This is a genomic window from Catenovulum sediminis (genome assembly GCF_007289895.1).
Lineage (GTDB): Bacteria > Pseudomonadota > Gammaproteobacteria > Enterobacterales > Alteromonadaceae > Catenovulum > Catenovulum sediminis.
Genome location: NZ_CP041660.1, coordinates 813166 through 826796 on the forward strand (window position 1 = coordinate 813166; position 13631 = coordinate 826796).

11 protein-coding genes are annotated in these 13631 nt (G+C 39.9%); 2 read left to right on the plus strand and 9 right to left on the minus strand.

Annotated features, from left to right (window positions below):
* Positions 1 to 44: 44 nt before the first annotated feature.
* From FNT16_RS03300 to FNT16_RS03310, 3 genes are all read right to left on the minus strand, one after another.
* Positions 45 to 2420, minus strand: a complete 2376-nt coding sequence (locus FNT16_RS03300; protein ID WP_143870203.1) for a glycoside hydrolase family 127 protein — start codon at positions 2418 to 2420, stop codon at positions 45 to 47.
* A gap of 86 nt (positions 2421 to 2506) precedes the next feature.
* Positions 2507 to 3460 (minus strand): glycoside hydrolase family 43 protein, encoded by a 954-nt coding sequence (locus FNT16_RS03305; RefSeq protein WP_246072340.1) that lies wholly within the window; start codon positions 3458 to 3460, stop codon positions 2507 to 2509.
* Between the two features lie 17 nt (positions 3461 to 3477).
* A complete protein-coding gene (locus FNT16_RS03310) occupies positions 3478 to 4899 on the minus strand; it encodes an MFS transporter (RefSeq protein WP_143870205.1) in 1422 nt (473 codons plus the stop codon).
* A 254-nt stretch (positions 4900 to 5153) separates the two neighbouring features.
* On the opposite strand from FNT16_RS03310, the gene FNT16_RS03315 reads away from it, so the two are divergent.
* Both FNT16_RS03315 and FNT16_RS03320 read left to right on the plus strand, forming a co-directional pair.
* Positions 5154 to 6122 carry a glycoside hydrolase family 43 protein gene (locus FNT16_RS03315; protein WP_143870206.1) on the plus strand — a complete coding sequence of 323 codons (969 nt, stop codon included), beginning with the start codon at positions 5154 to 5156 and terminating at the stop codon, positions 6120 to 6122.
* 274 nt (positions 6123 to 6396) lie between these two features.
* Positions 6397 to 7401 carry a helix-turn-helix transcriptional regulator gene (locus FNT16_RS03320; RefSeq protein ID WP_143870207.1) on the plus strand — a complete coding sequence of 335 codons (1005 nt, stop codon included), beginning with the start codon at positions 6397 to 6399 and terminating at the stop codon, positions 7399 to 7401.
* Between the two features lie 4 nt (positions 7402 to 7405).
* Here FNT16_RS03320 and FNT16_RS03325 read toward each other — a convergent pair whose 3' ends face one another.
* From FNT16_RS03325 to FNT16_RS03350, 6 genes are all read right to left on the minus strand, one after another.
* Complete coding sequence (locus FNT16_RS03325) at positions 7406 to 8497, minus strand: HD-GYP domain-containing protein (RefSeq protein ID WP_143870208.1); 1092 nt, start codon at positions 8495 to 8497, stop codon at positions 7406 to 7408.
* 240 nt (positions 8498 to 8737) lie between these two features.
* Positions 8738 to 11449 carry a response regulator gene (locus FNT16_RS03330; RefSeq protein ID WP_143870209.1) on the minus strand — a complete coding sequence of 904 codons (2712 nt, stop codon included), beginning with the start codon at positions 11447 to 11449 and terminating at the stop codon, positions 8738 to 8740.
* A gap of 31 nt (positions 11450 to 11480) precedes the next feature.
* Complete coding sequence (locus FNT16_RS03335) at positions 11481 to 12053, minus strand: SpoIIE family protein phosphatase (RefSeq protein WP_143870210.1); 573 nt, start codon at positions 12051 to 12053, stop codon at positions 11481 to 11483.
* Positions 12043 to 12465 (minus strand): anti-sigma regulatory factor, encoded by a 423-nt coding sequence (locus FNT16_RS03340; RefSeq protein ID WP_143870211.1) that lies wholly within the window; start codon positions 12463 to 12465, stop codon positions 12043 to 12045. The genes FNT16_RS03335 and FNT16_RS03340 overlap by 11 nt, the downstream gene beginning before the upstream one ends.
* A complete protein-coding gene (locus FNT16_RS03345; RefSeq protein WP_143870212.1) occupies positions 12462 to 12830 on the minus strand; it encodes an STAS domain-containing protein in 369 nt (122 codons plus the stop codon). The genes FNT16_RS03340 and FNT16_RS03345 overlap by 4 nt, the downstream gene beginning before the upstream one ends.
* Positions 12830 to 13630, minus strand: a complete 801-nt coding sequence (locus tag FNT16_RS03350; RefSeq protein ID WP_143870213.1) for a PAS domain-containing protein — start codon at positions 13628 to 13630, stop codon at positions 12830 to 12832. Before FNT16_RS03350 ends, FNT16_RS03345 begins: the two co-directional genes overlap by 1 nt.
* Position 13631 lies beyond the last annotated feature (1 nt).

Genomic DNA, 13631 nt, shown 5'->3' on the forward strand with positions numbered 1-13631 from the left:
CATATGATTATATAGTATTATTGTATAAAGTTCACGGTGATTTTTTACTCAATAATCCTAACACCATAAATACCACCGGCGACTGAACCTTCATCGGCCACGAATTTCAGTTCAAAAGTATCTTGATATAAATCTTTCACCGATTGCGGGATCTCATAATCGACATGGAAGAATTCATTGCCCTGTTGACCGGTTAAATCAACATCTGCAATTTTTTGTCCCGCAATCCAAATGGAAAAATGACGTCCCGCATCTAATCCAAAATAAGTTACGCGCAGATAGTTTGCTTTTTTGTTTTGATCTTTCATTTGATAACTAAACCAAGCTTGGCTGTGACGCCAATGTCTGCGCATATGCACACCCGCTTCGGTTCGCTCACCGGCAAAAAAATGATCGGCTTCAGGTTGTTGTTCGCCCGGCGCGACTTTATCTATGGTGATAGCTTCAAGTTTGGCTTTTTCAGCCGCGACTTGCTCACCCTTTTGTAAAAAGCTTTGCAAATCATCTTTTGTAGCCTGCGGCCAATAAATTTGATAGCGACTATCATGCAAACGGAAAAACGGGATTAAAGTTAAGTTTTCATTGTTCGGGTTATAAACAGCTGTATTTGCTCGATAAGTCAATGACTGCCCCGCAACAGGTTGTAATTGTGCGATAAAAGATTCAGGCTCACCAACCATCACTGGGGTGGCTTCTGGCGGACATATAGGGGCATTAGCAATGTGCCCCATTCGGCTATCATCACCGACAAAATTCAGTTTTTCTTGTGGAAACGGGTTAACTTGAGCGGCCAATACAATAGGGCCTTTTAAAACTGCATAATAATTTTGTTTATCAGGTATTTGTTCCAACTCTAGTTTACTAGGTAGGCTCAATGTAACTTGGTCGCCCGCTTGCCAAGTTCGCTGTATAGCTAGATAACCATTGTCGATATTAAGCGCTTTAACTATTTTCCCATTAATAGTTACTATTAAAACGTCGCGATTTAACCAACTGGGTATACGCAGATTAAAAATAAAATCAGCTGATCTTTTCCCTGCCGCTTTAAACTTAAACGTCGTTTCAGCGATATCCGGAAAAAGCGTCGTTTGCTCTAATTTCAAACCGGCTTGCTGATAATCCAGCTCTGATGCAATAAACAAATTCACAAATAATTGACTTTCAGCTTGTGCATAAATTAACTCACCATATTTACTGTGATTTTCTATGCCGGAGCCGACACAGCACCACATTGCTTCATCGTGTTTAGAATAGACTCGATAGTGACTTGGACGCATCGGTGTAAAATAGACTAAACCACCATGCTCTGGGTGTTGTGACGCTAAAATATGGTTGTATAAAGCACGTTCGTAATAATCAATATACTCAGCGGATGGATGGTTTAAAAACAACATTTTGCTAAGCTTAAGCATATTGTATGTGTTGCAAGTTTCAGGACCTTCAACATCATCCAACATAGAAGAAAAATCATCTGCTGCGTGAAAGTGCTCACGCACACTATTTCCGCCAATCACAACTGTGCGTTTTTGTGTAACGGTACGCCAAAAATACTCAGCCGCGTCAGTCCAGTTATTGTTACCCGCCACTTCAGCAACACGCTTAAAACCAATAACTTTAGGAATTTGTGTATTGGCATGTAAGCCATTTAACTTATCTTGTTTTTGTAACAGAGGATTTAAAATCGATTTTTGCGAGAATAACTCGGCAAGCTTAAGATACTTTTTGTTGCCTGTTATCGCAGCCAAATCGGCAAAAACTTCGTTCATTCCACCATGTTCAGTTATCAACATCTGCTGAATCTGAGCTTCCGTTAAATTGGCAACTAAACGATCCGCCCAATCAGCAAGTTCAATCAGCATAGTCAGTGCAACCTGATAACCGCCAATTTGGTAGGCATCACGCAGACCCGCATAAATTTTGTGTAGGTTGTACCAGGGAACCCACAATTTATTCATTGAAAATAAATCAGCTTCAATATTGCCACTAGCAACTTCTCTCCAAACAGACTGACCCGCTGGAATGCCCGCTAAATAACCATCTCCATTTGCTAATTGTGCTTTGCGCAACTCAGTCAACATATATGAAAGCCTTTGTTTTAACCTTTCATCACCCGATGCAGCAAACGCTAAGCTTAATGCTGTTAAATAGTGACCTCCAATATGTCCATCTAAACCGGTATTTTCCCAATTTTCATACGATTCAGATTTGATAGGCAAACCCGCTTCTCGCAAATAAGGTGCTAATAATCTATCTACTTCCATTCGCAATAGATAATCAATATTGGTCTGCTGGGCATGTAAAAAAGGACCATCCGTTAACTTTACCGCTGGCAATGGAAAAGGCTGAAGCTGCACGGTCGTTTTATCTGCTTGAACAGCGGTAGACCATAAAACGATGCACAATACAATAATACGCGTCATAACAAGGTTGCTCATAAGGTATTCAATAATGATAAATGTCAAAAAGTAACAACAAAAAAGCCACTATTATGTGGCTTAATCGTGGCTTAATTTTTTAGCGTCTGTGAGGGGCAACCGAAAATAGGCATTCCATCTTCACCCCATTCGATATACTTAACAAAGGTATGGCGATCTGGATTCCACAAAGGATCACCTTCTATTTTGGTATAGTTTCTGGCGTGAAATACCAATACATCCCTGCTGTTATCTTCAGACACAGTGAAACTATTGTGACCGGGGCCGAACATTTTACTTTTTGCATTTGTCTGAAATATTGGCTTATCTATTTTTGTCCAACTGGCAGGATCTAAAAGATCGGCTTGTTCGTCCGCATAAATTAGACCAATACAGTAATTTTCATCCGTTGCACTGCCCGAATAACTAATAAATACTTTTCTATTTTTCTTAATCACCGCCGGGCCTTCGTTAACCCAAAAGCCGCGCGTTTCCCATTCTAACTCTGGTATCGTCAAACGTTTAGGCGCTCCAGCGAGCAGAGTAGGCGTCTCCATGGGTGCAATATAAATATTCGAATGACCTTTTATTCCGACTTCTTTTTGCGCCCATACATAATATAGTATACCTTTATGGCAAAATGTTGTGGCATCCAAACAGAAAGTGTCCATACCCGTCTCTATTTTTCCACAGAATGACCATTCACCTTGTAATGGATTAGCATGTTCATTTTTAATAGCGTACATCCGATGCTGAAACATGCCATCTTTTAGTTCGCGTGTTGGTGCTGCCGCAAAATACACGTACCACGCATCATGATTAAAATGAATCTCGGGCGCCCAAATTAACTCGCTATATGCGCCAGAATCCGGTTTCCGCCAAGCAGTTACTTTTTCTGCATCGGCCAGCCCTGCAATCGTTTTTGCACGACGTAATTCAATTTGATCGTACTCAGGTACAGAAGCCGTAAAATAGTAATAACCATCTATGTGTTTATAGATAAAAGGGTCGGCTCGCTGTTCAATTAAAGGTTTATTATCAGTCACAAAATTCTCCGCGGTTACTACTTTTGTGAAGCTAAAGGAATGCATACGTCTTTGTTACTCGCAACATTATTATTTTGCTGTTCGGCTTCAGTCGTATGAATATTTACATTTAAAGTTAATTTAAAATCGTTATAAAACTGGTCGTTGATAATGTATTTTTTCATCAATAAACCAACGACTACATGAAAAAATCCGGCGACGATACATAGCGCCAACGATAAGCCAAATAAGGCTTCTTCGCTTTGTGCTTGATTTGGTACATAATCAAATACCGTTAAAATCCATCCAACCATAGCGCCCGCTAAACCCATGCCGGCTTTTTGCGCAAAAGAAATCCCGCCATAGGCTAACCCGGAAACACGCTTTTTGTTTTTGTACTCACCATAATCGACAGACTCAGATAACGCAGACCAAAAAACAGGGGCATGCAAATCAACGGCAAAAGACAGAATAAAATACAAAACCAGCGCCAGCATCATGTCGCCCGGTTGTACCAAAAAGAACAACAACAAACTGAATACACCAACCGACAGCTGGCTAAACTTAAACAATTTAACTTTACAATAAGTTTTAGTGATCCAAGTCGAGGCAACCATAGCTAAAATGGCTGCTAAAACCCCAACTGACATAAATAAACTTTGAAATTGCGCATCGCCACCTAAGTAATATTTAGCGTAATAAATCGCGATAGAGCCACGTACAACATAACCAATAGTGACGAAAAAGCAGACTCCACACAAAATCAGCCATTGGTCATTTTTAAGCAGCAACTTAAACTGCTCGAACAGTGGTTTTTTATCAACAATATGCTCAATTCTCTCAGTCGTTGTGAAAAAACAAAATAGAAAAAGCAAAACACCAAGTACCGCCATAATGCCCATTGCAGCTTGATAGCCCGCTGCAATATTGCCTTGAAAAATATCGGCATCGGCCACTAAAGGAACGATGATAGTCACTAAAAATGCCGCGATTTTGGCGAAAAACAGACGATAGCCATTTGCAGATAACCGCTCTTTTGGATTATCCGTCAATACACCAATCAAAGAAATATATGGAATGGTGACACTGGTAAACATGATAGTTACGAAGATGTAGGTAGCATATGCCCATACCAGTTTCATGTTGTAATCTAAATCGGGCGTACTAAAAGTTAAGAATACCGAAATGCCAAAGGGTACAGATAAAAACAGAAAATAAGGCCGGTAGCGCCCCCAACGACTATTGTATTTGTCTGTTATCAAGCCCATCAAAGGATCGGTGAATGCGTCAATTAAACGCACTACAAGCAACATTACCCCTAAGTCAGCTGGCTTTAAACCAAATATATCTGTGTAAAAAAAGCTGATAATGAGCATCATCGCAGATATCACTACGTTGACAGCCATATCGCCTGCGCCAAAGCCCACTTTTTCCAGGGTTGACAACTTACCTGCTTGCATCCGTTATACCTCTTAATTAAATAGCCATGCGGCGCAATTCACCAGTTTAGGCCGGTTAACGCAACACTATTAGTATTACTATATCACATGTTAATTAGATGTATCTCTATTGTCAATCTAGCCAATTAAAATAGTTTAATTCAACTCAACTCAACTACAAAACCCATTAATTTACAAAACAGGTTGACAAGCTTTGCATTTTGGTAAATATTTTGTGTAGTATTGTATTACTTTTACAACAGGAAATTATAATTATGAAACGCCTAGTTAAATCATTAGCGGCTGCATCCATGCTTCTAACAGCAGGCAGTACTATTGCTAAAAATCCAATTATTGACAATGTTTTCACAGCCGACCCAGCTGCAATGGTCTACAACGACACAGTTTTTTTGTACACAGGCCACGATGAATCACCGAGTAACAATGTTTTTTTCCAGATGCATGACTGGCTGTTATTCACCTCTAAAGATATGGTGAACTGGCAGCAACATGGCCCTATCATGAAAGCAACCGATTTTAAATGGGCTAAAGGTTCTGCTTGGGCTGCCCATATGGTTGAACGAAATGGTAAATTTTATTTTTATACAACGGTACGCCATAAAGAAGATAAGCCGGGTTTTGCCGTGGGTGTAGCGGTAGCAGATACCCCTTACGGACCATTTAAAGATGCACGCGGCAGCGCGTTAATCACCGATGATATGACCAAACACACACCAAACGACTGGGATGATATTGATCCGGCAATTCATATTGAAGAGAACGGCGATGTTTATATGTTTTTTGGCAACTTAATGCCTAAATATGTCAAGTTAAAGGACAATATGATAGAGCTTGATGGGGAAATTAAAACCATTGACCTACCTAACTTTACCGAAGCGCTTTGGGTACATAAAAAAGACGATAACTATTATGTTTCATACGCTTGTGAATTCCCGGAAAAGATTTGTTATGCGATGAGCAAAAGCATTCATGGTCCTTGGGAGTTTAAAGGGGTTTTAAACGAACTGGCCGGTAACAGTGAAACTAACCACCAATCTGTGATTGAATTTAAAGGGCAAAGTTACTTCTTCTACCACACCGGTGGCTTGCCACCAAAAGATGGTCAGGAAAGTGGCGGTCGCTTCCGCCGTTCTGTTGCGGTAGAGCCAATGTACTACAACGAAGATGGTTCTATTAAACGCATCCAAATGACCACAGAAGGCATCACTCAGCCTGTAAAATAGGCGTTTAATTAATATCTTCAGAACAAGCTATGAGTTTAGTAGCTTGTTCTTTGATTATCCCGCCGATCTATAGTAGCTTTGTGATATTGCGCACTCGTAATCAACCCGCCCCTTACTTTGTCATCTTACCGTCAAAAGAGATTCATCGATAACACAATCCCAAATTTAAGATTGATCAACTATACTGTATCTTAACTGCAAACCTAGCGACCTTTAACGCCACCTGGCGTACAGCAACCAAGCGCAAATTTAATGAGCGAATAAGGTTCAAGGAATGAAACGTAAACAAACATACAGAGCTTCGAATCAAACTCGATATCAGGGTGATAATCTTGCAGCTGCGCAGGCGGTTTTAGCACAATTATATCCCAAGCAAACGATAACCTGGATTTATGATAACAAAGCGCCATTTAAGTATCTGATTCATACCTGTCAGGCAAATGCCCTCAACATAAGTTATTTGGAATTTACACACAATTTTCACTACCGCACTCAAGTTGATGACCAATGTACGCTGCTGATTATTCATTTGTCTGGCGATAGTACATTTACAACTGAATTAACTCAGTTCCAGGGAAATGCGCAACAACCTATTATTTTAAACGAGCATACTCATGCTCAAGTAACCTGCAGTTCAAATTGCAAAAAACTAGAGATATGCATCCCAAATTCATTATTTTATTATCATGTCTATCAATGGTTGGAAAAGGAAAAATTCCCAGATTTATATTTTTCTCCAACGCCTAATTTGCAAAATAAACTAACCGCCTTAACCACTCGTAAGTTTATTGCCAGCCTTAATTTTTTAAAGCTTAATAATCGTCGTGCAAATACCCCTATTGCTGAGCTAGATTTGGAAAATACTTTTATCAACGACATGCTGATGAATTATCCAAACAATCTGTATAATCTGCTGCATAAGCCGCAACATACAACTGAATTAAAAAGAATACTGTTAGTTGAAGAATTTATCCGAAAAAATACCAATAGAAAAATTGAAATGGCACAGCTCGCTGAGATTGCCAGTTGCAGTGTGTCTTCACTGAGCCGAGCATTTAAAAAATATCGCCCATATACGCCCTTTGAATTTTTGACACATTGCAGACTCGAACAAGCATACACTTATTTATCAGATACACGAGAATCTTCAACTGTTAGTGAAGTTGCTTTAGCCTGCGGATTCACTCACCTAGGCCGCTTTGCAAAAATATTTAAACATACATTTGGCACCGCACCATCGGAAATCCTAAAAAGCGCTCACCTCGACAGTGAAACTTAACAGGTTAACCTGCATACAGCTCAATGACATTCATACTGCCGGTGACAGGTTCTTCGACATATTTAGATTCGGCATATTGCTCTTTAATATCAAGAATATCAGGTAACACCTCTCGAAAGATATTAATCAAATGAGGATCAAAATGCGTACCGCTACCTTGGTAAATTTGTTGGACCGAATCCTCTATGCTCCACTCTTTTTTATAAGGCCGCTCAGAGGTTAGAGCATCAAACACATCTGCAATAGCGACGATTCGACCAGGAAGTGGTATCTCTTCTCCTTTTAAACCATATGGATAACCTGAGCCATCCCACTTTTCATGATGAGTAAACGCAATAATTTGAGCTGTTTTTAAAAGTTCTGATTGATGATTGCCAATTATTTGCCCACCAATTTCTGAGTGTGTTTTCATGATTTCCCATTCCTGCTCATTCAGTGGTCCGGGTTTCATTAAGATATGGTCTGGTATGCCGATTTTTCCAACATCATGCATAGGAGATGCATGAAACAACAGATCAGCCCATCCTTCACCATAACCGACAGCTTCGGCAATCAAACGGGTATAGTGACTCATTCTTACAACATGCAAGCCGGTTTCATTATCTTTAAACTCTGCAGCTCGGCCTAAACGTTGAATTATTTCCAGCCGAGTATCATTTAATTCTTGCGTGCGAAGCCTTACTTTACCTTCTAACATCCGGTTTTGATCATAAAGCTCCAACTGTGTTTTTACCCTAGCCAATACAACTGCAGGCTGCACTGGCTTTACAATATAATCGACCGCGCCAAAGCGAAAGCCCTTAGTCACATCATCAATCTGTTCTTTAGCGGTAACAAAAATCACCGGTATTTTACGGGTTGCTGGATTAGATTTCAGGCGAAAGCAAACCTCGTAACCGTCCATCTCTGGCATCATGATATCTAACAAAATCATATCGGGTTGTTTATATGAGTTAGCTATTTTTAACGCCCGCTCACCCGATAAAGCTGCTTTTACTTTGTAGTCTGCTCTAAGTATCCCACTGAGTACATCCAAATTTTCCGGCGAGTCGTCTACTACCAGTACAACAGGTTTTTCATCATGGTCTTCTTGCATGACTAACTCCTTCACAAAACTAGATAGAGTGCAATCTGAGAAAGTATGTTGGCATCTCTAGCTTATAGAGATTACTTAACTTTGACTTACTCAAACCGCTCATTGCGATACTGTTTATCGTCTTCAGTTCGCACATTTGATAATTACAGTATCAGAGTAAACATGCAGATTAACTATCCATATCATTGCAAGTTCAGTAATCTGCTAGCTTTGCTCATGCTTAAATTAAAAACACAAAAATTAAGAGTTTTTAGAAGCATTTAATAATGTCTCGAGTGCTGCCAGTGCGCCGTCAAAATCATAGTTTTCAACACGTTTTTGTACAACAAGTAGATGCGCTCTTAATGGCGAATGACCTATCGCATCAATGAGACGATAAACACACTCGGCGACATCAGTATCATCTTCTTGTAATAATGATTTAATTTCGTCCAGCTTTGATATCCAAGGTGAAATATGCTCATCAAAACTAATACTTGCCCCATCTATTAACGATTCAGATTGGGGGATATCATCCTGCAGATTCGATTCTATTTCACCAATAACTGCATCTAACTCAAGGTGGCACTTTTCTAAATAAAGCCGTTTTTGCGCTCTATTGTTTTTTAGGCTTTCTTCTAACTGGGCTGCTCTCTTTGACAATTCGAGTGCACCCAATGTTGCTGCTACCCCCTTTAAAGTATGCGCATACCGTAGGGCAGAATCATGGTCTTTTTCACTCAAGGCATTTTCGATACGAACGCCTATATTTTTGTTGTTCGTAGCAAACTTAAGCAACAGTTTTTTATAACTTTGTATATTACCAGCGATATTTTTAACCCCTGCTACCGTATCAATATGTTTTAGGGTTGGAAAAAATTGCTTTACTTGTGACACAGCACCACTTTTAAATTGTTTATTTGGCGCTTTTGCGCTGGTTGGTGGGCCTGCTATCCAACGTTTGAGGGTTGCAAATAACACATTCGGATCTATTGGTTTAGCAACATGATCATTCATACCGGATTGAATGCAGTGTTCTTTATCACTAGTCAAGACACTGGCTGTCATCGCGATTATGGGTAAGTTATTAAAGTTATTGTTTTTACGTATTTCTTTTGTCGCTTGATGGCCATCCATTATCGGCATCTGAATATCCATTAAAACTGCATCATAAGTTTGTCCAGACAAAACTTTATCGACCGCAATTTGACCATTCTCTGCGATATCAACCGATATTTTAGCCTGCGCTAATAAATCTTTAGCGACCAACTGATTAATTTCATTATCTTCAACCAGTAGTATACTCTTGCCGGACAGCTGTTCGAAAAACGAAAGATTGATTTTTCCTTTTGTTGTAGTCGTTTGATTGTTTAATGAAGATTTATCAATCGCCTGTACGCAGGCTTTTTTCAAGGAATCTAGTACCACCGGCTTACTTAAAAAACCATCGCAGTATGACTCTTCTCGCGAGTCCGTAATTAAACCAGCTTCAAACGCAGTCACCATAATGATGATTGGCTGTACAGATAGCTCATCGTTTGCTTTAATCAACTGTGCTGTTTCAATGCCATTTAACTCCGGCATTAGCCAATCCATTAACACAAAATCAAACGATTTTCCCTGCCGGTCATATTCTTGTATTAAGCGAATTGCCGTTTGTCCACTATCGGCTGTTACCGCATTCATTTGTAATTTTTTTACCAGCTCTTGCAAAATTTTTAATGAAGTTTCACTGTCATCTACCAATAAAACTTGTTTATTCTGCAGTCGTTCGACATTACTTTCGTGTTTAGTAGACACTTGACTCGCCTCCATGCCAACTTCAAGAAAACAGCTAAAATAAAATGTACTGCCTATACCTTTTTCACTTTCAACCCCTATTTGCCCGCCCATCATCTCGGTTAATCTTTTGCAAATCGTTAAACCTAATCCAGTCCCCCCGAAATTTCGTGTAGTTGAGCTGTCAGCCTGACTAAATGGTTTAAACAACCGCTTGGTTGCTTCTTTGCTCAAACCTATGCCACTGTCTTTGACTGAAAATTGCAACTCGACGCCTTGTTCATGCTGCCGTAATAACTTTATTTCAACCAACACCTCTCCCTGCTGCGTAAATTTAATCGCATTATTAACCAAGTTAATGAGTATTTGCCCCAGTCTAAGCGAATCTCCAACTAATACCCTAGGTATTTCCGGGTGTACGTGAAACAAAATTTCCAATTGTTTCTCATTAGCTTTTGGCATGACAATACAGGACAAATTATCTAAAACATCTTGTAATTCAAATGGCACTGACTCTAAATCCATTCTGCCTGCTTCAATTTTAGAAAAGTCTAAAATGTCGTTTAGCAAACCAAGCAATGAATTGGCAGCCCCATGTAATTTCAATAAATAATCTTGTTGCCTGGCGGTGAGTTCTGTTTGCAGTATTAAGTGACTCAAACCAATGATTGCATTCATTGGGGTTCGAATTTCATGGCTCATATTTGCTAAAAATTCTGATTTAGCACGAGTGGCCGATTCAGCTTCGGAAAATGCATTTTTTAGCTCAGCCATTAGCTCTTCCCGACTTTTTACCGCAAGCATCGATTTCACGTTAGTTACTTGTGCTAAAGAGGGTTTAACAAAAGATTCTGGCAGATATTTAAATACTTCTATTAGATAGCGGCCATCCTGTTCTTTTATAAAGCTCAATTGATCTAGCGCATGCGCAAAACATCTGATTTGATGTGCCGCAGTTACGCCTGAGTATTGAAAAAACAAACCATATTGACGTGCTTGCGTTTTTATCCCAATGCGTATCTGGCTAGACGGTGAGAAATGCTTAGTTTGATTAAAAATTTCTGATGCAATAGTCGCCAACCGCGTTGCTTCAATAGAGCTGAAATTAAGCAGCTCTGCTAGGGATTTAATTTTATAGCGGCAATGAACCAATGCACTATCGTCGAATACGGTTAAGGTTCCTAGTTCCAACATAAAACCTACCTCAATTCAGGCTCGATTAATATTAACTGAATGTCATCACAACACAGCATGCATCATCATCATTCTTTGCAAAGCGATTGATTATTTGTAACGCCATTTTATTGGATTCTATGCGACCCATGTTACGACAATCCACCTCAGTTAAACGCATAGATATACCGTCTGTATGCAATACCAAACTATCCCCCTCTTCAAGCGCCACTGTATTTAGTTTAGGTGTACGAATACTATAACCCAATACGCCATCCTGAGTGGGTAAGTATTTAGCTGAGTCCCCCACATGCCTGATAAAAATATTGCCAATCGCAACGTACTTGAAATGCCGCTCAAGTAAACTCAGTTTACCGATAATAGCAACACCTCCACGTGTTCCTAAAAATTGGGAATGCAGGTCAGACATTAATTTGGGAAGGTCTGATGCTTGATGTGTTTGCAAATAACGAACCATTTTACATGCTATCTGATGTGCCCTCATGCCATGTCCCGCACCATCTACCAATATAACAAGCAGGTGATTGCGATGTGATTCAACCACAGCGATATCTCCATTCACATCAGATAGCGCTTTGTCAGCAATAGGATACCTAACCATCATCCTTAACCTCCTGTAACCATTTAATTATGGTGATTCTAGTGCCTTTATTCAGTTCACTTATTAGCTCAAATTCATCCATTGCACGTTTGACACCCGGCAACCCTACCCCCATTGTACCGCCCGTGCTGTAGTGCTCTGTCATGGCTTTCGTAATGTCAGGGATACCGGGTCCACTATCTTCAGCAATAATTTTTATGCCATTTTTTTCTGCATTCAGTAATGGCAAAATTTCAATGCGACCTTGCTTAGCATATACCAATATGTTTCGGCTCAATTCGCTGGTCGCAGTGGCATTTAAGTATTGATGCGTGACCGAAAACCCCATTTCAGCAGATACTCTTCTAGCAGTCATGGCTGCATACATGACATCAATGTCACTAACAATATCAATCGTGCAGCTTTGCACTGTCATTTATTCACCAGCATTTCAAGCGCCGATTCGAGTTGCAGTGCAAAGTTGACATTTTCAGTGTTGACGTCCAATTCAATAATTGCAACGACAACAGCCGGACTCAAACCCGCAAAAACACAAGCGTAACCTTGTGTCTGGATCATTTTCGCAGTTTGGTAGAATACTTGCCACAATGCACTGTCTACAATACACACACCAGACAAGTCGATAATGGCGCCCACTGGCTTCTTTATTGCAACTTCTTGCAATAACAAACGTTGAATATGCAGTGCATTTTTTATCGACAATTCCTGATTAATTGGCACAACCAAACAATCACGCGTGATATAGGTCGTCGGTTCAAAAAACTCGGTTGATGCATTCATCACTTTGAACTTTGGCCAATTTCCATGCCCATACTCACCAATGCGGCATTCATACCTTCTTTTAAGCTCGGTTGCGTCACGATATCACCTAGCTCTATGCCTAAATTAACTAATGCTTGTGAAATTGCTGGTGAAATGCCGGTAATAATGCAAGTGCATCCCATTAATTTAGCGGCTTTAGCCACTTTAATTAGATGGTTTGCAACCGCGCTGTCTACTGCGGGAACACCTTGTATGTCCAAAATCATAATCTTGGCCTGAAATTCCATGATGTTTTGCAGTGAAATTTCCATAATCAATTGAACTCTGCGAGAGTCCACCACACCGATAATAGGTAACAACAACATCTTATCCCATATTTTCATAACCGGTGTAGACAGCTCCATCAACATGGCTTCCTGCTTTGCCCTTTCGAGTTCGAGTCGTTTTTTATCGCTGACATCCACTGCTATCTTAAACACCTTAATAACCTGTCCGTTTTCATCAAATACGGGGTTATAGGTAGCCTGCAAATAAACAGCCATGCCATTTTTACTTATTCTTTTATATTCACCCGACCTGAATTGACCTTGATTCAATTCATGCCAAAAAGCTTTGTATTCTTCACTGGCAGCGTATTCAGGTTCACAAAGTACCCGGTGGTGTTTGCCTTTTAATTCTTCAAGGCTATAACCCACAATATTGAGGAAGTTTAGGTTTGCATCATCAATGGTGCCATCCATATTAAATTCGACAATACCCATAGATTTATCAATTGCGGCTATAATCGCTTTGTTTTTTAATTCATGCCCAAGTGCCATA

What these genes read in the sequence shown, in the direction of transcription:
- FNT16_RS03330 (WP_143870209.1), bottom strand. Translation starts at nt 11,449, where the DNA reads ATGTTGGAACTAGGAACCTTAACCGTATTCGACGATAGTGCATTGGTT.
- FNT16_RS03350 (WP_143870213.1), bottom strand. Translation starts at nt 13,630, where the DNA reads ATGGCACTTGGGCATGAATTAAAAAACAAAGCGATTATAGCCGCAATT.
- FNT16_RS03325 (WP_143870208.1), bottom strand. Translation starts at nt 8,497, where the DNA reads ATGCAAGAAGACCATGATGAAAAACCTGTTGTACTGGTAGTAGACGAC.
- FNT16_RS03340 (WP_143870211.1), bottom strand. Translation starts at nt 12,465, where the DNA reads ATGACAGTGCAAAGCTGCACGATTGATATTGTTAGTGACATTGATGTC.
- FNT16_RS03320 (WP_143870207.1), top strand. Translation starts at nt 6,397, where the DNA reads ATGAAACGTAAACAAACATACAGAGCTTCGAATCAAACTCGATATCAG.
- FNT16_RS03300 (WP_143870203.1), bottom strand. Translation starts at nt 2,420, where the DNA reads ATGACGCGTATTATTGTATTGTGCATCGTTTTATGGTCTACCGCTGTT.
- FNT16_RS03310 (WP_143870205.1), bottom strand. Translation starts at nt 4,899, where the DNA reads ATGCAAGCAGGTAAGTTGTCAACCCTGGAAAAAGTGGGCTTTGGCGCA.
- FNT16_RS03315 (WP_143870206.1), top strand. Translation starts at nt 5,154, where the DNA reads ATGAAACGCCTAGTTAAATCATTAGCGGCTGCATCCATGCTTCTAACA.
- FNT16_RS03335 (WP_143870210.1), bottom strand. Translation starts at nt 12,053, where the DNA reads ATGATGGTTAGGTATCCTATTGCTGACAAAGCGCTATCTGATGTGAAT.
- FNT16_RS03345 (WP_143870212.1), bottom strand. Translation starts at nt 12,830, where the DNA reads ATGAATGCATCAACCGAGTTTTTTGAACCGACGACCTATATCACGCGT.